18 protein-coding genes are annotated in these 19,561 nt (G+C 58.3%); 11 read left to right on the top strand and 7 right to left on the bottom strand.

Annotated features, from left to right (window positions below; genetic code table 11):
* The first annotated feature begins 279 nt into the window (after window positions 1-279).
* Complete coding sequence (locus tag GNF76_RS07710; protein ID WP_155582584.1) at window positions 280-708, top strand: TIGR03067 domain-containing protein; 429 nt, start codon at window positions 280-282, stop codon at window positions 706-708.
* Here the strand turns inward: GNF76_RS07710 and GNF76_RS07705 are convergent.
* Window positions 692-1,504, bottom strand: coding sequence for a class I SAM-dependent methyltransferase (locus tag GNF76_RS07705; protein WP_155582583.1), 813 nt, complete (start codon window positions 1,502-1,504; stop codon window positions 692-694). The genes GNF76_RS07710 and GNF76_RS07705 overlap by 17 nt on opposite strands.
* Before the next feature lie 458 nt (window positions 1,505-1,962).
* On the opposite strand from GNF76_RS07705, the gene GNF76_RS07700 reads away from it, so the two are divergent.
* Together GNF76_RS07700 and GNF76_RS07695 are read left to right on the top strand one after the other, a co-directional pair.
* Window positions 1,963-3,552, top strand: coding sequence for an ABC-F family ATPase (locus GNF76_RS07700; protein WP_155582582.1), 1,590 nt, complete (start codon window positions 1,963-1,965; stop codon window positions 3,550-3,552).
* Window positions 3,553-3,745: 193 nt separating this feature from the next.
* Complete coding sequence (locus GNF76_RS07695) at window positions 3,746-4,930, top strand: MFS transporter (protein WP_155582581.1); 1,185 nt, start codon at window positions 3,746-3,748, stop codon at window positions 4,928-4,930.
* Here GNF76_RS07695 and GNF76_RS07690 read toward each other — a convergent pair.
* Both GNF76_RS07690 and GNF76_RS07685 read right to left on the bottom strand, forming a co-directional pair.
* Window positions 4,924-5,961, bottom strand: coding sequence for an alpha/beta hydrolase family protein (locus tag GNF76_RS07690; RefSeq protein ID WP_155582580.1), 1,038 nt, complete (start codon window positions 5,959-5,961; stop codon window positions 4,924-4,926). The two genes, GNF76_RS07695 and GNF76_RS07690, sit on opposite strands and share 7 nt — an antisense overlap.
* 228 nt (window positions 5,962-6,189) lie before the next feature.
* Window positions 6,190-6,801 (bottom strand): FMN-dependent NADH-azoreductase, encoded by a 612-nt coding sequence (locus GNF76_RS07685; RefSeq protein WP_155582579.1) that lies wholly within the window; start codon window positions 6,799-6,801, stop codon window positions 6,190-6,192.
* A 127-nt stretch (window positions 6,802-6,928) separates the two neighbouring features.
* Here GNF76_RS07685 and GNF76_RS07680 point away from each other — a divergent pair, with 127 nt between their 5' ends.
* Window positions 6,929-7,837 (top strand): LysR substrate-binding domain-containing protein, encoded by a 909-nt coding sequence (locus GNF76_RS07680; protein WP_155582578.1) that lies wholly within the window; start codon window positions 6,929-6,931, stop codon window positions 7,835-7,837.
* On the top strand, window positions 7,834-8,205 hold the full coding sequence (locus tag GNF76_RS07675) for an MmcQ/YjbR family DNA-binding protein (protein ID WP_379652552.1): 372 nt from the start codon (window positions 7,834-7,836) through the stop codon (window positions 8,203-8,205). The genes GNF76_RS07680 and GNF76_RS07675 overlap by 4 nt, the downstream gene beginning before the upstream one ends.
* Here the strand turns inward: GNF76_RS07675 and GNF76_RS07670 are convergent.
* Together GNF76_RS07670 and GNF76_RS07665 are read right to left on the bottom strand one after the other, a co-directional pair.
* Window positions 8,188-8,571 carry a DUF1294 domain-containing protein gene (locus GNF76_RS07670; RefSeq protein ID WP_155582577.1) on the bottom strand — a complete coding sequence of 128 codons (384 nt, stop codon included), beginning with the start codon at window positions 8,569-8,571 and terminating at the stop codon, window positions 8,188-8,190. The genes GNF76_RS07675 and GNF76_RS07670 overlap by 18 nt on opposite strands.
* A 5-nt stretch (window positions 8,572-8,576) precedes the next feature.
* On the bottom strand, window positions 8,577-9,407 hold the full coding sequence (locus tag GNF76_RS07665; protein ID WP_155582576.1) for an undecaprenyl-diphosphate phosphatase: 831 nt from the start codon (window positions 9,405-9,407) through the stop codon (window positions 8,577-8,579).
* 254 nt (window positions 9,408-9,661) lie between these two features.
* On the opposite strand from GNF76_RS07665, the gene GNF76_RS07660 reads away from it, so the two are divergent.
* The 3 genes from GNF76_RS07660 to GNF76_RS07650 all read left to right on the top strand — a co-directional run bounded on the left by GNF76_RS07660 (window position 9,662) and on the right by GNF76_RS07650 (window position 12,457).
* Window positions 9,662-11,296: a methyl-accepting chemotaxis protein gene (locus GNF76_RS07660; RefSeq protein ID WP_155582575.1), complete on the top strand. Its 1,635-nt coding sequence runs from the start codon at window positions 9,662-9,664 to the stop codon at window positions 11,294-11,296.
* 67 nt (window positions 11,297-11,363) lie between these two features.
* On the top strand, window positions 11,364-11,927 hold the full coding sequence (pnuC, locus tag GNF76_RS07655) for a nicotinamide riboside transporter PnuC (protein WP_155582574.1): 564 nt from the start codon (window positions 11,364-11,366) through the stop codon (window positions 11,925-11,927).
* Window positions 11,924-12,457 carry an AAA family ATPase gene (locus GNF76_RS07650; protein ID WP_155582573.1) on the top strand — a complete coding sequence of 178 codons (534 nt, stop codon included), beginning with the start codon at window positions 11,924-11,926 and terminating at the stop codon, window positions 12,455-12,457. Before pnuC ends, GNF76_RS07650 begins: the two co-directional genes overlap by 4 nt.
* Here GNF76_RS07650 and pvdQ read toward each other — a convergent pair.
* On the bottom strand, window positions 12,438-14,744 hold the full coding sequence (gene pvdQ, locus GNF76_RS07645) for a bifunctional acylase PvdQ (protein WP_178123222.1): 2,307 nt from the start codon (window positions 14,742-14,744) through the stop codon (window positions 12,438-12,440). The genes GNF76_RS07650 and pvdQ overlap by 20 nt on opposite strands.
* Before the next feature lie 246 nt (window positions 14,745-14,990).
* On the opposite strand from pvdQ, the gene GNF76_RS07640 reads away from it, so the two are divergent.
* Complete coding sequence (locus GNF76_RS07640; RefSeq protein ID WP_155582572.1) at window positions 14,991-15,371, top strand: fe2+ zn2+ uptake regulation protein; 381 nt, start codon at window positions 14,991-14,993, stop codon at window positions 15,369-15,371.
* A 1-nt stretch (window position 15,372) separates the two neighbouring features.
* On the opposite strand, the gene GNF76_RS07635 is transcribed toward GNF76_RS07640, so the two are convergent.
* Window positions 15,373-15,567 (bottom strand): hypothetical protein, encoded by a 195-nt coding sequence (locus GNF76_RS07635; protein ID WP_155582571.1) that lies wholly within the window; start codon window positions 15,565-15,567, stop codon window positions 15,373-15,375.
* 173 nt (window positions 15,568-15,740) lie between these two features.
* Here GNF76_RS07635 and GNF76_RS29765 point away from each other — a divergent pair, with 173 nt between their 5' ends.
* Together GNF76_RS29765 and GNF76_RS07630 are read left to right on the top strand one after the other, a co-directional pair.
* Window positions 15,741-15,875: a hypothetical protein gene (locus tag GNF76_RS29765; protein ID WP_281354886.1), complete on the top strand. Its 135-nt coding sequence runs from the start codon at window positions 15,741-15,743 to the stop codon at window positions 15,873-15,875.
* A 122-nt stretch (window positions 15,876-15,997) separates the two neighbouring features.
* Window positions 15,998-19,558: a TraB/GumN family protein gene (locus tag GNF76_RS07630; protein WP_155582570.1), complete on the top strand. Its 3,561-nt coding sequence runs from the start codon at window positions 15,998-16,000 to the stop codon at window positions 19,556-19,558.
* The last annotated feature ends 3 nt before the right edge of the window (window positions 19,559-19,561 follow it).

Raw genomic sequence — 19,561 nt, 5'->3', positions numbered from 1 at the left:
GGTCTACTGATGGCTATCCGACCTCTCAGTCACTAGAAAAATCCCACGCATTGCAGATTGTTTTCACTATTAGGTACGAAAATACTCCCACCTATGTCCGAGAGTAGACGAACATCTGCGCGGCATTATCCCTACGCCATGTCAAAGGTAGGTTAAATACCTGCCAGCAAAGAGAAAATACATACGGATATGCCCAAAACGGGAAGTTTCGCACAAAATCGTTTCAGCCAGCCTGAATCAGCACTGAACAGCACGACACTCTTATCAAAAGGAATGTGTATGCCATCCGTATCGACCTCCGAAGAAATCTGCATCAACGCGCATGACCGGCAGCGGCTCCAGGGGGACTGGGTACAAACTGCCCTGGAAGACAGCGGCGTGCTCAACCCCGTCGATGAACACAGCGCCCCCGGCGCCGTGACCACCATCAGCGGTGACCAATTCCAAGTGGTAACTCTCACTGGGGAAGTGTTGCTGGCAGGCAGGTTCACCCTGGACGCCACGACGACGCCCAAAGCGATTATCTGGGTGGATGCAATAGGGGCTGATGCTGGCAAGCAACTACCGGCGAGCTATCGCCTGGAAGGCGATCACTTCATCTTTATTGCTGCTGACGAAGGTAAGCCAAGGCCCACTCGATTCAGTACTGCCCCCGGGCAAACCATGCGCACCTTTGTGCGCAAAGCGAGTGTCACGTCGAACACTTGATCGCTGTCAGGGTGTAGCACAAGGGCAATTGCGCCGGCTGGTGCTCATATTGGTCGTAGAGGTCCTCGCGGTTGGAATGCGGGTACTCTTTCAAATGACTGATCTGCAAACCGGCCCCAAGAGCGCCGCCCACGATGTCCCCCATCGTATGCACAAACCAATAGGACGCGGCTACCGCGCGCTCTGACAGCCCCTCGTAAACGATAGATTCCTGCTGCACAAAAGGTTCGCGCTGAAAATACGAACTGGCGGGCATCATCGGATTGGCAGCCTGGGGGTCAAACATCTCCAGGTACGGGTGAGTTTCATAAATCACCAGAGTGCCGCCAGGCTTGAGCGTGCTCGCGACATGGGTCATGAACAGGCCAATGTCCGGCATCCAGTTGAGTACGCCAATGGTGATCAAGGCGAGATCAAACCGGTTGTGCAGCTGTTCGGGCAATTGGTGGATATCGGCTTCGATGAATTCCGGGCTGTGGGGCGACCTCTCCGCCAACTCGCGAGCCTGCTGCAGGAAGGCTTCGGACTGATCCACCCCCGTGACTGTTCTAGCCCCAAGACCAAACAGCGACAAGCTTTCACGGCCATTGTTGCAGCCCAGTTGCACCACGTCCTTATCCTTGACTCCGACGGCGAGCAACAAGGCGGTCAGCGTCGGGTCCAGCCGGGAGAAGCCGGCATTGCCAACCGAGTCGAGCAACGCTTGCCAATTGGCGGTGCCTTTATGATGTTTGGCGGATTCGTTCCAGGCATCCTTGTTGCTGGATATCGCCTGTTTGTCTGACAACCTGTCCATTGGATCTCCGAATGATCATTACTATATGAAGAGGTCCGCCCTACACCAATAGCCTCGCCATCCTTGAACCGGTAAAGAGCCATAACTGTAGGGCGAACGGACGAAAAGTATTCCAGGACCTTGAAATGTTCAACTGTCATCCATCATGGGACCAAAGAAAACACTGCACGTACTGATTTTTTCGATGCAACTGCCTTACTTTTGTCGATATTTGAGCGAAATTAGTCGATATCCTGTTGCTGAATGCAGCCCGTTTTCCGCCCTTGCCTTCCCCGCCATACAACTCACGCCTCACATATGCGACAATGCGCGCCAAATTCCAACATGTACCCCAATTTTCTGCTCAGCGACAGGGTTTCACGCCTTGATATCGCTGTTGACGTATGCCCGTTGGCCCAGGTCCAGGCATGGTCCGAAGGTTTTCGGCGCTGCTCGCAACCCATTGATAGGTAAAGTAATTGATCTCCACAGCTAACATCACCATGCAGTTCGGCGCCAAGCCGCTCTTCGAGAACGTCTCGGTCAAGTTCGGCGCGGGCAACCGGTATGGCCTGATCGGGGCCAACGGTTGCGGCAAGTCGACCTTCATGAAAATCCTCGGTGGCGACCTGGATCCTTCCGGTGGCCAGGTCATGCTGGAGCCGAACGTACGCCTGGGTAAACTGCGCCAGGACCAGTTCGCCTACGAAGAATTCACCGTGCTCGACACCGTGATCATGGGCCACGAGGAGCTGTGGAAGGTCAAGGCAGAGCGTGATCGTATCTACTCGCTGCCGGAAATGACCGAAGCAGACGGCATGGCCGTCGCCGAGCTGGAAACCGACTTCGCCGAGATGGACGGCTACACCGCCGAATCCCGTGCCGGTGAACTGCTGCTGGGCCTGGGTATCGGCATCGAACAGCACAACGGCCCGATGAGCGAAGTGTCGCCCGGCTGGAAGCTGCGAGTTCTGCTGGCTCAAGCACTGTTTTCCGACCCGGAAGTGCTGCTGCTCGACGAACCCACCAACCACTTGGACATCAACACCATCCGCTGGCTGGAAAACATTCTGACCCAGCGTTCGAGCCTGATGATCATCATCTCTCACGACCGTCACTTCCTGAACAGCGTCTGCACCCACATGGCCGACCTGGACTACGGCGAACTGCGCCTGTTCCCGGGCAACTACGACGAATACATGACCGTGGCGACCCAGTCCCGCGAGCAGTTGCTGTCGGACAACGCCAAGAAGAAAGCCCAGATCTCCGAGCTGCAATCCTTCGTCAGCCGCTTCTCGGCCAACGCCTCGAAAGCCAAGCAGGCTACTTCCCGCGCCAAGGCGATCGACAAGATCCAACTGGCCGAAGTCAAGCCGTCGAGCCGCGTCAGCCCGTTCATCCGCTTTGACCAGACCAAGAAGCTGCACCGCCAGGCGGTCATCGTCGAGCGCATGGCCAAAGGTTTTGACGGCAAGACGCTGTTCAAGGACTTCAGCTTCCAGGTTGAAGCTGGCGAACGCGTGGCAATCATCGGCCCGAACGGTATCGGCAAGACCACCTTGCTGCGCACCCTGGTCAACGAATTGAGCCCGGACGCCGGTACCGTCAAGTGGACTGAAGCAGCCGAACTGGGCTACTACGCCCAGGATCACGCGTCGGACTTCGAAGACGAGTCCAACCTGTTCGACTGGATGGGCCGCTGGACCAAGGAAGGCGAACAAGTGGTTCGCGGCACCCTGGGCCGGATGCTGTTCTCCAACGACGAGATCCTCAAGTCGGTCAAGGTGATCTCCGGTGGTGAGCAAGGCCGCATGCTGTTCGGTAAGCTGATCCTGCAAAAACCCAACGTGCTGATCATGGACGAACCCACCAACCACTTGGACATGGAGTCCATCGAAGCGCTGAACCTGGCGCTGGAAAACTACCCGGGCACGCTGATCTTCGTCAGCCACGACCGTGAATTCGTATCGTCCCTGGCCACTCGCATCATCGAGCTGAGCCCAAGTGGCGTGACCGACTTCAGCGGCACCTATGATGATTACCTGCGTAGCCAGGGTGTGGTGTTCTAAAAGTACGAATTACCTGTAGCCGCTGCCGAGGCACGAGGCTGCGATGCGGTCCGCAAGACCGCCCCCAGGGGGCTGCTACGCAGCCCATCGCAGCCTCGTGCCTCGGCAGCGGCTACAGTATTAGTTAGCCTGCTTCCTTTTCCCTCCGCCCCACGCCATCATGCGCTCACCGCCCGCCCGCGAACGAGCTCCCATGCCTCCATCCCAGCCTGTAGCCCCCAGCTCACTGTCGATCACCCTGCAAATCGTCTCTATCGTTTTCTACACCTTCATCGCCTTCATCTGCATCGGTCTTCCGATTGCAGTGATTCCAGGCTATGTGCATGAACAACTGGGATTCAGTGCGGTAGTCGCCGGGATCACCATCGGCTCCCAATACCTGGCCACCCTGCTCAGCCGGCCTATGGCTGGGCGCATGTCGGACACTGTCGGAACCAAACGCGCAATCGTGCTGGGTTTGAGCGGGATTTTGCTGAGCGGCGTGCTGACGTTTATCGCCACGTTGCTGGAAAGCTTGCCGCTGCTGAGTTTGAGCGTGCTGCTGGTGGCCAGGCTATTGCTGGGCGTGGCCCAAGGCCTGATCGGTGTCGGGACCATCAGTTGGTGCATGGGGCAGGTCGGCGCGGAGCACACTGCACGCTCGATTTCCTGGAACGGCATCGCCTCCTATGGCGCCATTGCCATTGGTGCACCGCTGGGGGTGGTGATGGTTGCCGAATACGGCTACACCAGCCTCGGCATCGCCCTGTCGGTGTTGGCCGGCCTGGGGCTGCTGCTGATCCGTAACAAGCCGTCGGTGCCGGTGATACGCGGCGAGCGCCTGCCGTTCTGGGCAGTATTCGGACGCATCGCCCCCTTTGGCGCAAGCCTGTGCCTGGCGTCTATTGGCTACGGCACCCTGACCACCTTTATCACCCTCTACTACCTGAGCCGAGGCTGGACCGGCGCCGCCTACTGCCTGACGGTATTTGGTGCGTGCTTCATCCTGTCACGGCTACTGTTTATCTCCAGCATCAGCCGCTTCGGTGGCTTCACGTCGGCGATTGCCTGCATGACCATTGAAACCCTGGGGCTGATACTGCTGTGGCTGGCGCCGTCCACCGGCGTAGCCTTGATTGGTGCCGGGCTGACCGGTTTTGGCTTGTCGCTGGTGTATCCGGCGCTGGGCGTGGAGGCGATCAAGCAGGTGCCCAACAGCAGCCGGGGAGCAGGCTTGAGTGCTTATGCGGTGTTTTTCGACCTGGCCCTGGCGATTGCCGGGCCGCTGATGGGCGCCGTGGCGCTGAATCTTGGGTATGCGTGGATCTTCTTCTGCGCCGCGTTGCTCTCGGTCAGCGGCTTGGGCCTGACCTTGCTGCTCAAGCGTCGAACCTACTGATCCGCGGTCTGCATGCCTGCTCGCGTTTCTTGGCCAAGGGTGTGGCTGAAGAAGCGCCCGGCCTCGGAAATCAAGTCACGGTGAATGCCCTCGCGGTCGACACCATCGGCATCGGTGCACACGGCTGGCATGGCGGCCAGCTGGTCGTTATCGCACGGTGCCATGAAGATAAAGTGCCCTGCCCCGGCCAACAGCTTGAAGTCCGGCGGCTCCGGCAGCTTGCGTGCCAGGGCGGCGGCATTCTTGTCTACCGCCACCAGTTTGTCGCCGTCGCCGCTGTAGAGCAACACCGGCACATGCACGTCCGCCAGGGTGTGGCGGCCGAACATCAGGCTCAAAGGTGCCATCAGCATCAAGGCATGGATCCGAGGATCGGCCTGGGGCTGCAAGTCATCACGGTCGACAATCAGTTCGCCCTTGGTGGTACAGGCATCACGGTCTTCCGGGCGCTGTTGGCAATAACGCCGCAGCCGGTCCAGGTCAGGCTTGGCGCCCGCCAGGATCAACGCTGTCTCACCGCCCGCCGAGTAACCAATGACGCCCACCTGATCAACGTTGACGAACGGTGACAGCATCGGGTCGCCCAGGGTGGCGGTGATCGCTTCGGAAATCTGGATCGGCCGGCCGTACAAATTGCTCAAAGTGCCCAGGCGGCTGTGGTCCTTGTAGTTGTCGCCAGGATGTAACACCGCCACTACCACAAATCCCTTGCGTGCCAGAGAGGTCGCCAGGTCATGCAAGGCCAGTGGCGTACCGGTGTTACCGTGGGACAGCATCAGCATCGGAAAGCGGCCAATGGCAACCTTGGAGTCTTCAGTAGCAGCGATGTGATAAGCCCCCACCTGAGTGGAATGCTCGCGACCGGTAGAGGGATAAAAGGCGATGGCCTTCATCGGCTGCAAATCCAGCGGATCGAGAAAGCTCATGCGGTGAAAGCCCACACTCCAATGAGGGTGCGGCGCGGGCGCGGCGTGCACTGAAACCAGGCCACCGAGCAACGAAAGAACCAAGACTGCACAAAGACGCATCATGGGGATGTCCACCTTTGCTGCGTGACCGCCTGCGTGTCTGTTGAAATTCCCATGATTCATGGTGCTCGGGCTCGGTGATAAACCCATGCGTGCATAACCTGGGCCAAACTGAAGACAGCGCGCCAACGAAAAAACTCCGTACTCCGGTCGCTTTCAGGCCACCAGAATACAGAGTTTAGGCGCCTCGAATCAGATTGATATCGAGGTGCGGCGAACTTTACACAAGTCTTACGCAGCGGCGAACAATTGCTCGCTGATTTGCACGTTGGCATCGCTCATGGCTTTGCTGCGGAACTCGTCACCGTAGGCCAGGCCATGGGCACGGACGAACTCGATGTCGGTGATACCGAGGAAGCCCAGCAGCACTTTCAGGTAGTCTTCATGTGCCACGCCCGTGGCTTGGCCAGCGTGCAAACCGCCGGAAGTGGAGACCACAATCACTTTCTTGTTGCCACACAGGCCTTCAGGGCCAGCTTCGGTGTAGCGAAAGGTCTGGCCGGCCACTGCGATACGGTCGATCCAGGCTTTGAGCTGGGTAGGAATAGTGAAGTTGTACATGGGAGCTGCCAGGACCACGGCGTCAGCCTCGAGGAATTCAGCCAGGGTCTGCGCGCTCAGGTCGGCTTCATGCTTTTGTACAGCATTGCGCAATTCAGCGGCGGTACCGAGGGCGCCCAAAGTAGTGCCGGAAAAGTGATTGATACCTTCGCTGGCCAGGTCCCGGTAAGTGACTTCAACGCCTGGCTCAGCCGCTTGCCAAGCCTTGACTACACCGGCACTCAACTGACGGGAAGCCGAGTTGTCACCAAGAATGCTGGAATCGATATGCAAGAGTTTCATGGGGGGATCTCCAAGTGAGGATCGCCACCGGGCGACCAATTGCTGACAATCCTACAGATGAAACCAATAGCCGATTAGCTGGTTAAAATGCGATAGTTCGTTCCACTGACAGGACAATAGGCGCGCTATGCAAGACCTCAATGACCTTTACTATTTCGCCAAAGTGGTAGAAGCCGGCGGTTTTGCCGCCGCCGGCCGGCTGCTGGGGATCCCCAAGTCGCGGTTGTCCCGGCGCATTGCCGAACTGGAAGAGCGCCTTGGCGCACGCTTGCTGCAACGTACTACCCGGCAATTGACCCTGACCGCCGTCGGCGAACGTTACTTGCGCCACTGCCAAGCGATGCTGCTGGAAGCTGAAATGGCCGATGAGGCTGTCGCCAGCATGTCCAGCCAGCCACGGGGGCGCCTGCGAGTAAGCTGCCCGGTGGGGCTGGCCCAGGAGATTCTGCCGGGCATGGTGGCTCGGTTTCTGGCAGCCTACCCGCTAGTCCAACTGGACATGATCCTGGTCAACCGCCGCGTCGACCTGATTGGCGAAGGCATTGATGTTGCGTTGCGGGTACGGGAACTGGGGGATGAAGACCCGTTGCTGGTGACTCGCCGTCTGCGCCAGGCACAAACCGCACTAGTGGCCAGCCCGGACTTTTTGCGAGCGCACCCGGTCAATACGCCAGATGACCTCAAGCAGATACCCGTTCTCGGAGCCCTGGAGCCTGATCGCATGGTCCACTTGCGCATGATTGGCCCCGATGGTCAAAGCTGCGACCTGGCGCTTGAAGCCCGCTTGGGCATAGACGACTTTATCGTACGCCGCACCAGTGCCCTCGCCGGCCTGGGTTGCACGGTGCTGCCAATGATGTATTGCGAGCAGGAGCTGCAAAGTGGCCAACTGGTGCAATTGCTACCCGAATGGTCGCTACCGGGTGGCTGGCTGCAGGCGGTCTACCCCCATCGGCGTGGCGTGTTGCCGGCAATACGGGCGTGGATCGACTTTCTGAACGAGGGGTTCAAAGGTTGCGGAGACCGACTGCTATGAGCACGAAAAAGATGAACATCGATGATGTCGCCCATTTCTGCCTGAGCCTGCCGGGTGCACGTGAGGACTATAAATGGGGCGGCGTACGGGTGTTCTCGATTGCCACAAACAAGATGTTTGCCTTGCAGAACCTGCGGGGCGAGTCCCTCGCGTTCAAAGTCGACAAGGAACTGTTCCTGGGGCATGTCGATCGCCCCGGCATTCATCCGGCGCCTTATCTGGCACGTGCGCAGTGGATCATCATGAACACGCCCTACCCGCTGGGCGCCGAGGAGCTGCGTGACCTGTTGCAGCGCTCGCACCAACTGGTGGTGAGCAAACTGCCCAAGCGCACGCAAGTCGGGCTGCTGCTAGAACAACGACAGTAACGTGCCGCCAAGAAACAGCTGATCGATCCAGAACACCTGGTGCAACAGCACGATCAGCCAGAACACCACCTGGTACGACACTTTGCGGGTCTTGTGACGGAACACTTGCTGGGCAATCAACGCGCCCGGCCAGCCGCCCGCCAGTTCCACCGCATGCAGGACGTTTTCCGGGGTGCGCCAACTGTCCTCGCGGGCTTTGCGCTTATCACTCCAATACAGGAAAAACGCCACGACACTGACCGCGCCATAGGCCGCCAGTGGAATCAACGAAACCCCGCGATACCAAAGCAACGCCGAGCCGAACAGCGGCACGGCACACAACAGCACGAAGATCAGGGCCTTGAAACGTGGATGCTGGATGCTCATGGTCTTCACGCCTTGACTGCCGCCCATTCAACCCAGCCGAACTGCCAGGTCGCCAGAATCACCAGGCCGAAGGCAATGCGATACCAGGCAAACGCCGCGTAGCTGTGGCTGGCGATGAACTTGAGCAAGCCCTTGACCGCGATCATCGCGAAGATGAACGAGGTGACAAAGCCAATGGCGAACACCGGCAGGTCATCGGGCTGGAACAGCTGGCGGTATTTGTAGCCCGAATACACTGCGGCACCGACCATGGTCGGCATCGCCAGGAAGAACGAAAATTCGGTAGCGGTCTTGCGCGACAGGCCAAACAGCAGGCCGCCAATGATCGTGGCCCCAGAACGAGAGGTGCCTGGAATCATCGCCAGGCACTGGGCCAAGCCCACCTTGAGGGCATCTTTCCAGGTGATCTCATCGACAGTTTCAGCGTGTACTGCATGCTGGCGGCGCTCAGCCCACAACATGATGATGCCGCCCACCACCAACGCTGTGGCCACGGTAATCGGGTTGAACAGGTAGTGCTTGATCAGGTCGGCAAAAATCACCCCCAACACCACCGCAGGCAAGACCGCGATCAGCAGGTTAAGGGTAAACCGCTGGGCATTGCGCTGGGTGGGCAAACCGACAACCACATCAAGAATCTTGCGCCGAAACTCCCAGACCACCGCCAGGATGGCGCCCAGCTGGATGATGATATTGAACGCTTCAAAACGCTCGCCACCGAAACCGATCAAGTCGGCGACGATAATCTGGTGACCGGTACTGGAGATCGGCAAGAACTCCGTCAGTCCCTCAACAACGCCAAGTATCAACGCCTGTACGGCGGTCCAAAGATCCATATTCCCCCCAAAAGGTCATGCTCCGGGCATGCCTCGTTGCTATTTTTTAGTGTTTCACTGACGACGAGTGCGCTGAAACCACTGCGCGAAGAGTCACCGCAGGGCCGCGAAATTTCCTTGAAAAATCAAGCAGGACTCAGGTTTTCTGACTCTCGGCCGAAAGCCTATCAGACAAGCCCGGAGTTCGCTGTGCGATATCGACGGGCAGGCCGATTACAGCACCAACAATTATAAGAACACGGAGTGACAGGACCATGAACAGTTTGCGCACTATGTCGATCAGCCGGCGCCTCTGGCTGATCCTGATCGTCGCCGTGTTGATGCTGCTGACCTTGGGCCTGCTGATGCTCAAGCAGATCCATGACGGCCTTTATCAGGCCAAGAGCCAACAAACCCAGCACGTGGTGCAGACCGCCAACGGGGTCCTGGCCTACTACCACACCCTGGAAACTACGGGTGTGCTGAGTCGCGACGCCGCGCAAAAGCAAGCCTTGAGCGTGGTGCGTGGGCTGCGTTATGACCATGACGATTACTTTTGGATCAACGACCTGACGCCGGTGATGATCATGCACGCGGCCAACCCCAAGCTGGACGGCCAGAACCTGTCGGCGATTCGCGACCCCGACGGTTTTGCGGTGTTCAACGAGTTTGTCATCCTGGCCAAGGCCAAGGGTGCCGGAATCGTCAACTATCGCTGGCCGAAACCGGGCGCCGACGCGCCGGTGGAAAAAACCTCCTACATCCAGCTGTTCGAACCCTGGGGCTGGATCATCGGTTCCGGCGTCTACGTCGATGACGTGCAGGCCGAGTTTCGCAGTCAGGTCTGGAAAGCCTCGGCGATTGGCGTGGGGATTGCTCTGATCATGGCGTTGCTGGTGCTGCTGATCGCCCGCAGCATTGTGCATCCACTGCAAGAAGCGGTTAACGCCATGGCCAATATTGCCAGCGGCGAAAGTGACCTGACCCGTAGCCTCGACACCCACGGTCAAGACGAAGTTACCCAGCTGGCCCAACACTTCAACAGCTTCACTGCCAAGCTGCGCCAGGTGGTTGGCCAGTTGCAGAGCTGCGCCAATGCCCTGGGCCAATCGTCCGCAGAATTGGGCAGCAATGCCAGTCAAGCCCATGACCGCAGCCAGCAGCAGTCGCAGCAAATGGAGCTGGTGGCGACGGCCATCAACGAGGTCACCTATGGCGTACAGGACGTGGCCAGGAACGCCGAGCACGCCGCCAGCGAAATGCGCGATGCCCAGGCCCAGGCTGAGCAAGGCCAGGTCAATATCGATGGCAGCCTGCGGCAGATCGATCAGCTGTCCGGCACCATTAACCAGGCTGTGGAAGTGATCCGCACCTTGTCCAGCGAAAGCACTCAGATTGGCGGTGTGCTGGAAGTAATCCGCTCCATCGCGGACCAGACCAACCTGCTGGCCCTTAACGCCGCCATCGAAGCCGCCCGCGCCGGCGAACAAGGCCGGGGGTTTGCCGTGGTGGCCGATGAGGTTCGGTTGCTGGCCCAACGTACGCAAAAATCCACCGCTGAAATCCAGGCCATGATCGAGCGCCTGCAAGGCCACTCGGAGGCGGCGGTCAAGGTGATCAGCGATAGCCACCTGGCTTCACAACTGACTATCGAGCAAGCAGGCCAGGCCGGAGCCAGCCTGAACGCTATCGGCCAGGCGTTGCGCAACCTCAACGGCTTGAATGCGTCGATTGCCAGCGCCACGTTGCAACAGGCCCACGTGGTGGAAGATATCAACCAGAACGTCACCCAGGCAGCCGGGCTTTCTCACAGCACAGCGTTGGCCGCTCAGCAATCCAGCGAAGCCAGTACGCATTTGAAAGACCTCAGCGAGCAATTGGATGGATTGTTGCGTCAGTTCAAAGTCTGACCGCACTCCTATAAGGGCGCTTGTTTGGGTACAATCGGCGCCCTTTCCCACTCTCCAAGGAACCCCCATGTCCGGGCTTGAACTGTTTGCCGCTGCGCTGGGGGTGATCGCCGTCTGGCTGACCGTCAAACAGAACCCCTGGTGCTGGCCCATCGGCCTGGTCATGGTGCTGCTGTACACCTGGATTTTCTTCGACGTGAAGCTGTATTCCGACATGTTGCTGCAAGTGGTCTACGCCGGCCTTCAACTCTACGGCTGGTGGCAGTGGACCCGGGCCGGTGAGGTCAAGCAAGGCCGCCAGGTCACTAGCCTCGGCGTGCAACCAATCCTCCTGGGCCTGGCCGTCGGCGCCGTGGGCAGCCTGCTGCTGGGGGCAGCCATGGCCCATTGGACCGACGCCGCACAGCCCTGGCTGGACGCAGCGCTGACCGGTTTCAGCCTGGTGGCGCAAATGTGGATGGCACAGAAGCGCGTGCAGTGCTGGCCGTTGTGGATTGCCGTGGACGTGATCTTTGTCGGCCTGTTCCTCTACAAAGGCCTGTACCTCACCGCAGCACTGTATGCCCTGTTCACCGTCATTGCGGTGCAAGGCTGGCGGGAATGGCGCGCTGACCCGGCGTTGCAGGCATGAAGATCGTGGTCATGGCCGGCCCGGAGTCCAGCGGTAAAAGCTGGTTGGCCGCTGAGTTACAGGCACATTTTGGTGGGCTGATGGTTGGGGAATACGTGCGCCATTTCATCGATCACCACCAACGCGATACCACCCTGGACGATATCCCGGACATCGCCCACGGCCAGTTGGCCTGGGAAGACACGGCTCGTGCCGAACAGCCTGCGCTGTTGATCCTCGATACCCATCTGCTGACCAATAAGCTGTGGAGTCTGACGCTGTTCGGCGACTACCCGAAGTGGCTCGACAGTGAGCTGCTGGCGCGGCACTACGACCTGCACCTGCTGCTGTCACCTGAGGATGTGGATTGGACCGCTGATGGCCAGCGTTGCCAGCCGGAACTGGCGGATCGCCTGGCGTTTTTCCAGGCAAGCCGCCGATGGCTTGAGCAACATCGGCAGCCCTTCCTGGTGATTGGAGGGGATTGGGAGGAACGCCGTGCCAAGGCGTTCTCAGCCGTTGAACAACTGCTTACTGGCCCTGCTCGCTGATCACCTGCAACTGATACTGCGGGTCCGCCTTGATCTGCTGCTCGGTAAAGAGCAGCGGGCGCAGTTTCTTCTCGGAAAACGCCTGAGTCTGGTCCTTCGAATACTTCGAGGCCGGGTCGCTGGACAAAGAGAACGCCAACAGCCCTTCTGCCTGCGGCCCCTGATCGTCAAAGGTGACAATCTGCAAGTAGCTACTGCCACTGACCACTTCACGCTTGCCGTCTTCTCGAGGCACGCTCTGCATCGCGTTATAAATGCCCAGCTCTTGCGGGCCACCGTGGAGCGGGATCTTGCCGCTGACTTGAACATCACCCCAACGGCTGTCCTGGTTCAACCCCAGCTTTGCCACGTCAGCCGCTGACGCCAGCATCGCCTCGCGCAGCGCCTTGGCCACGGGCGCCCGATCGATGGCCAACCCGCGTGGCGTGGTGAGCGGCTGCTCCGGATCGAAACTTACTTGCCAGGCCTCAGGTACTTGCTGCAGTTGCTTGAACAGGTTGATGAAGTGCACAAGCCCCAGGCCGCTATCAAGATTGGCTTTCTGGTCCCAGTTTTTCAGGCTGTCGCACACCGGCTGCAAGACGGTAGCGTCTGTACCCAGGTCCTGCTCACAGAATTTCAGCAGATCCGGCATGACCTGGCTGGCAAGGTACACCTGATTGTCCATCACCATATGCTGCAAGTCGGCCGTGGTGATCGGTTGTTTATCCAGCTCGTGCAGGCGCTGCAAGGCAAAGCGCGCACGCGGCCCCAAACCGATCTTGTCCTGGCTGATCACCGGCGAGAACCCGGTCAGCGGCGCCTTGGGGTTGACCATCCACGCCGAGTCATTGGAGTGCTGCACATAATCCGTGCGCTCTAACTGCGGCAACTGGTCAGCAGGGAAAATCCCCGCCTGTGCCGCACGCGGATCAACGTCCCAGGCACAGGCGCTATGGGAGCCGTCGAGCATGATCAATTGCAGGCCCGCGCGAGGATCACTGCATTGCGCCAGTTTCTTCGCGCTGACGTTAGGCACCACCGACAAGTTCATGTACAGGCTCTGACCCTGATCATCCGCTGCCAGGGTGTTGACCCATGGAATGCCTTGCAGGGTATGCACGGAGGTCTGCAGTTCCTTGAGGCTGGCGGCGCGGTTCATGGCGTACCACTGCTGCAGCACTCGGTCGTTACCCAGGTTGGCGTCCCGCAGGCTGAAAGCATATTGGTTATTCCAATCCAGCTTGCCCGGCCATTGCACCACCGGGCCGAACTGTGAGCTGTAGACCGTGCGCGACTCACTCTTGGTACTGCCATCAGCGGTTTTCACCTGCACTGCGAGGGTGGTTTTTTCCATCGGCAGGGACTTGCCGTCCAACAGGTAGCGGGTCGAATCTTTCGGGTCCAGGGTCAAACGGTACAAGGTGAAGTGCTTGGAGGTGTCCACTGTGTGGGTCCAGGCCACATGCTGGTTAAAGCCGATATTGATCACCGGCAACCCCGGCAAGGCTGCACCCATCACGTCCAATTGACCGGGAATGGTCAGGTGCATTTCATAAAAGCGCATAGCGCCGATCCAGGGAAAATGCGGGTTGGCCAATAACATGCCACGGCCGTTGAACGAACGGTCACGCCCTACCGCCACCGCATTGCTGCCGCGATCCAGGGCAAAGCGCTGTTGATTGGCGGCCGCGACTTCAAACGTCTGAGTGTCAGGCTGCACACCAGCGGTGGCTTGAGGGGGCGTGGCACCGACCAAGGCCTCAGCGAACTGGCCTACGCCACCTTCCACCAGCAAACGTCGGGTCAACTTGACCAGATCCTCGGGAGTGATCGCCCGCACCCAGGCCCCCTGGCACTGCTCGGGCAGCCCGGTGGCCGTGCGCTCTTTCAAATAACGGTTGTAGCCCGCGACATAGCCTTCAATCCGCTGCTGCATCTGCGCAGGCTGGGCACTCCAGAATGCCGAAACTGCCTCGGGGGTGTTGAGCCAGGTAAAGAACACATCGCTGGTGAGATTGTTACGTCGCTCCAGGGTCGACTTCTCGGCGCCAAAATACTTGGCGCGCTCGCCGTTCACGGTCACCACTTCGTTGGCCAGCAGGCACAGATTGTCCTGGGCGTAGGCATAACCAATCCCGTAACCCAGTCCGCGTTCATCATTGGCACGAATGTGCGGGACACCAAAACCGGTACGGCGTATCTCGGCCTTCGCCTCGCTGACCTGTACCCGGGCCGACACCGAAAGGCTCAAACCGAGACACACACCCGCTACACACACCCGGCACAATCCGTTGGAAATATTCACGCAGACCCCACACTCAACCCGGAAAAATAGACGTGGCCCAGCAGACCACTGCGACCTTCCAGTAAAGACGTAGAAAGCGGGAATAATTTAGCGGGCACCGGCGTTTATTCGCAGGTGTTCACATGTCACAGACCTGATACCGACAAATTTTCTACATGTTGCGCTTCATGATTTGCGCTGCTCGTTCGTCTTAGTCACTAAGAGCGCCATCATTTTCCTGATCAGGCTCTGAAAAGGAGTTTTTGCATGTACAACCCGCAATTGCCCACGGAAGGTCACCCATCGACGCACGATGCCGCTTTTGGCACCGGCGCCCAGGCATTCGGCAAGGAGCTGGAGCGGCACGGTAACCAGCGCATTCGTTACTTGCTCAAGTGTTTTGGACTGCGCACCAGCCTGATCCGGCTGAAGGTCATCGACGCCCTGCTTACCGCCGCCGACAACCAGCGCAGCCTGGGTGTTCGAGGGGTGCACAGCCATTTGCTGGAGCTGGGCATCCCGCTGTCCTTTCTCAGCGTGCGCGAGGTGCTCAAGCGCCTGTGCAGCGAGGGCGTGATCACCCTCAATGCCGATAAAAGCTACAGCCTGCACGAGCAGGCTGCCAAAGTCCTCGAAGGTCGCGCCTGACTCAAACGTTGGGCTTGACCTTGCGGCGCATGACGCCGTTGATCACCACCACAACCACCGCCACACCAATGGCGATGTACTGGAATGTTTTTTCGCTGATAGCCCCGGTGTTCTGCAAATAGGACAGGCCAAACATCGTCCCCAGGACGACCAGGGCGATCAGAATCGAGTATTTCAAACGTTGTGACTGGGTCATGACAGGTTCCTGAACTTGAAGATATGTATCCACTTTGTATCGACAACCATGCCAAGCGCATACCCGGTTACGGGGATGGCGCGGGGTTGTCAGGGTCTCATGTTACAGGCGATGAAAAGCTTTGGCTTGTCTTGTGCCTGTTTGAATCTTGAGAACCCTACGAGGATTTGGAAATGCTCCGTCGAATCACACTGCTGATTCCTTTGCTGATCATGCTGAGCATGAGTGGCTGCATCATCTTCCCCCATGGAGGCGGTTGGCACGACCATCGCTACGCTGATGCCGGCCCGGGGTACTACCACCGCTGATCGCCCGGGCAGCGTAATTGCTTACACTCCAAGGTGAACTCGCAGAGCCTGCCACACCACGCAGTTTGGACGCCCAGTAACAGGGATGTTTGGGGGGCGCCTACTCAAACAGGTGAGCAGCGATGACCTCAATACAATCCCGGCAGACCTTATCGGCCTCCACGGCAGCGTTAACCTCCCAACAAGCGCCTCCTCCCGACGGTACGCCATTGGCGCTGGTCCAGCCGCCAGCGCGTGAACAGCCGCAACCCAGCCAACCCAATACGGCCGACCTCACGTTAAAACGTGCCCTTGGGGACCAGTGCGACTGGCAGACCCTGGCGCAACAACTCAATCAGGCCGCCCAATGCCTGGCGCCACAAGCGGATGCGCAAGCGGTGGCGTCAGTGCTGGCAGAGACACGCTTCAAGCCTCACCCTGACGCATCGTATTACCAGAAGTACGACCTGGAGGTTGGGGCTACCGTCGATCTTGAGTCGTTCCTGAGCGCGTGGAGGGCAACACTGCCCACCACCCGAACTGAGCTAATCACCCTGGCCCGGGCTGCCACCGATCAATCCATGCAACACCCGTTTGGCAACTTTGGTGGCGCGTTGTCCTGGCCATTACCCCTGAACCTTGAACAACAAGAGGCCACCCACGCCCTGATCGCCTCGAATTCGGCGGGCCTGACAGGCCTTCCACTGATAGACAGCCGCCGTGGCGTGCTGGGTTATTTGATTAACGACCGGCCCTTATCCGAGGCTGAACTGCAAGACCCTGCCAAGGCGCTGGAACGCCTCCTCCTCTCCCCCAGGGCGCAGGCGCTCGGACAGACCCTGCAAACCCGACTCAACGGCATTGCGACTGAAACCAGCGTGAATGATTACGTGTTGGCGGGGATCCAGCTTGGGCTTGATGCAGAATCCATCAGCGCGCCTGACAGGAACAAAGTCGCCGGTTTTGACCTCGCGCAAAAACAACATTGGGGCCAATCACCTGCATCCGTCGTCAGCGCATTAAGCAGCCATCTGGTCAACAACGGTAAGACTTCAGCGGCCACGGCCAAACTGGGTGCCCATCTGTTGCTGGGGCGTGTGGCGCCACAGTTCCTGGTCAAAGACATTCCCGAAAACGTGGTGTATGGCAGCCAGTCCTGGACCAATCTTTGCCTTGCGGTGGCAAAAATAGAGGCCAACACGCCGGGCGCGACACCAAACATGAACTTTGCCCAGGTCATGAGCAGCGCCCATGCATCCGACACACCCATTCCCGAGGAAACCCAAAAAAGTGCATTGATTGATTGGGGGGTTGCCAACGGTATCGTCGAAAGAAAAGACGACAACCTGTACAGCTCCGTTGAAATTGAACAGGTGCGAGATGACTTCAATCGCCAATTGGAGGAACGAGCCACGGCGTCAACCGCGCTGGACAGGCCACTACCCAACCTGAAAGAGATCGCGCTGGCTAAACTTGAAGCGCAATTCGGCAAGGGCGTACCCTTTGAGGAAAAGTGCATCACTGCCGACTACTCCTTTAAAGTCACACGGCATCATCAAGGGACTTACTCAATGCTGGACATCGCCATGATGGGCCAGGAAAACGTTCCAAAATGGAAAACGCCAGACAGCCGTATCCCTATCGACGCGCTTAATAGCCACACCGGCATCAATGTATTCAACACGTTTAAACATCAATTCGATGAAACCATTACTGCAAAGAAGAAAGGCCTGGGAACTACCGTTCAACACCTTATCACTCAGCTTCCGCTGGCCGACCGTGAAAACCTGGAACGTGGCAAGATCGATTTTTATCAGGATAAGGTCTACACACTGGCAACGGATTTTTACTCGCCGCCTGCACTCACCTCAAAAAGCAGCAAGCTGCTGATCAAGACCGAACGCAACGCCGTGACCACCCTGTATGAAATTGATCTGGAAAAAGGCGCCATCCACCGGCTGACAGACCTTCAAGCACGGACCCGGATGCATGACTTTCGTAACGCCAACAAACTGCACAAGACAGAAATACTCAAACCCGCCGAAGGTGCCCCCCCAGGCCTGCAAGGTGAGGCCCCCACAAGCGCGCTGCCACCTCAAAGTTTTTCCAGCCAGAGGACACGCTACATTGCCGACACGTTCATCGAAGCCTTTGACCTGGACAACGCAGACATACTCAAGCAAGCCCGGGGCGTCACGACATTCGATCAGGAGCTCGCTTCACGAGAAAAGGTTCGTGAGTTTCTGTTGAACCTGGTCCCCCTGAGATCGGCCATCGTCAATTTTCGGGACGGCAACTATATCGACGGTGCAATGGATTTGGGGATGGACCTATTCGGCTTCCTCACAGCAGGCGCAGGAGCGGCCACCAAAGTGGGAAAAGTCGTGGCCACGGGCGCCTCCAGCGTTGCCAAGGCGCTGAAAACAGCAAGAATCGTAGGTGTCACCGCCATCGAGTCATTCAACCCATTAAGCGGCGTTGGCGACCTGGCCATAGGTGTCGGACGTCTTGCGATAAAGGGCGCCAAGGGCGCGGCAACAAAAATCCAGACACTGCTCGGTGCGGCAGACAGCTATGGCCTGGTAGCCGCCAGCCAGAAGTATGAGGCCACAGCCTCCGGCACGTTCACGTTTTCTGGCCATTATGTCGAGGGCGCTGCGGTGCGCAAGAATGGTCATTGGTATGCCTACGACGTGGGCAAAATGCAGGCCTACGGCAGTCCCCTCGAAGCCTTCAGCCCCACAAAAATCCTGATGCCACCATCCCCCACCCTACGTGTTTCCAACCGGCACCATGAAGCACGCTATAACCCATTGAGCAGGATTAATCGACCGGCTGCCACTCCCCGAGTACCGTTACCCCTGGATGAATACGTGACGAGCCCCATCACCAATGGGGCGCTGATTGACGACCACTTCACCCCCAATAGAATCAAGTTGACGCGGGAAAAATTCACACTTGAGAAGAACGGCTTTTTTCAAGAGATGGCCGCGGGCAACATGCCGCCACGCCCAACGCTTCCTGATATCACGGATACGGTACCGATCAACCAACTCTTCGCCGAGGCCCTGGAAAAAACCGATGTATTGGTCCTTGGTGAACGGCACACTGACGTAGCAAGCCTGATAGCAATGCGTGATGCCATGAAAACCTTCAAGGAAAGTGGCGTCACCGCTATCTTTGTGGAGGGTGCAACACTCGACGCGTATGGCCTGATAAACGATAGAGCGCTCGCACACGCCATCTCGAAAAGGCCGGGTGGCAGCACACTGTATGAAGAGCTGAAAAAAGCAGCCGACGAATTTGAAATAGAAATAATGCCACTTGAACATCGCTATCTGACGCGACATTCAGACACTCCAAATTATTTCGGCGGACTGGATAAACTTCCCCGCTCTTCTCCTGCCTATGCCGCCTTGTCCAAGCAACGCCTCGAAGAAATGAACTACTACGGTGCAAAGCAGGTTCTGAAAAATGAACTCGGAGGAAAATCGGTTGTTTGGGTAGGCCGAGCACATATGAACACCGCCGAAGGCATTCCTGGCATCGCTGAGTTAACCGGGGGAATCGGCATCGGCATTTATCAAAAAGCAGATATTACGCAGAGTGTGGGCCGCAGGGCAGGCGGGCAAAGAGATACAGCAGCGGCCCTCTCCACAACGGATGACTCTGTGGGCGACCTGCAAATTGACGTAAAAGTGTAAACC

It is taken from the genome of Pseudomonas spelaei (genome assembly GCF_009724245.1).
Taxonomy (GTDB): domain Bacteria; phylum Pseudomonadota; class Gammaproteobacteria; order Pseudomonadales; family Pseudomonadaceae; genus Aquipseudomonas; species Aquipseudomonas spelaei.
This window is presented reverse-complemented; position numbering and strand designations above follow the sequence as displayed.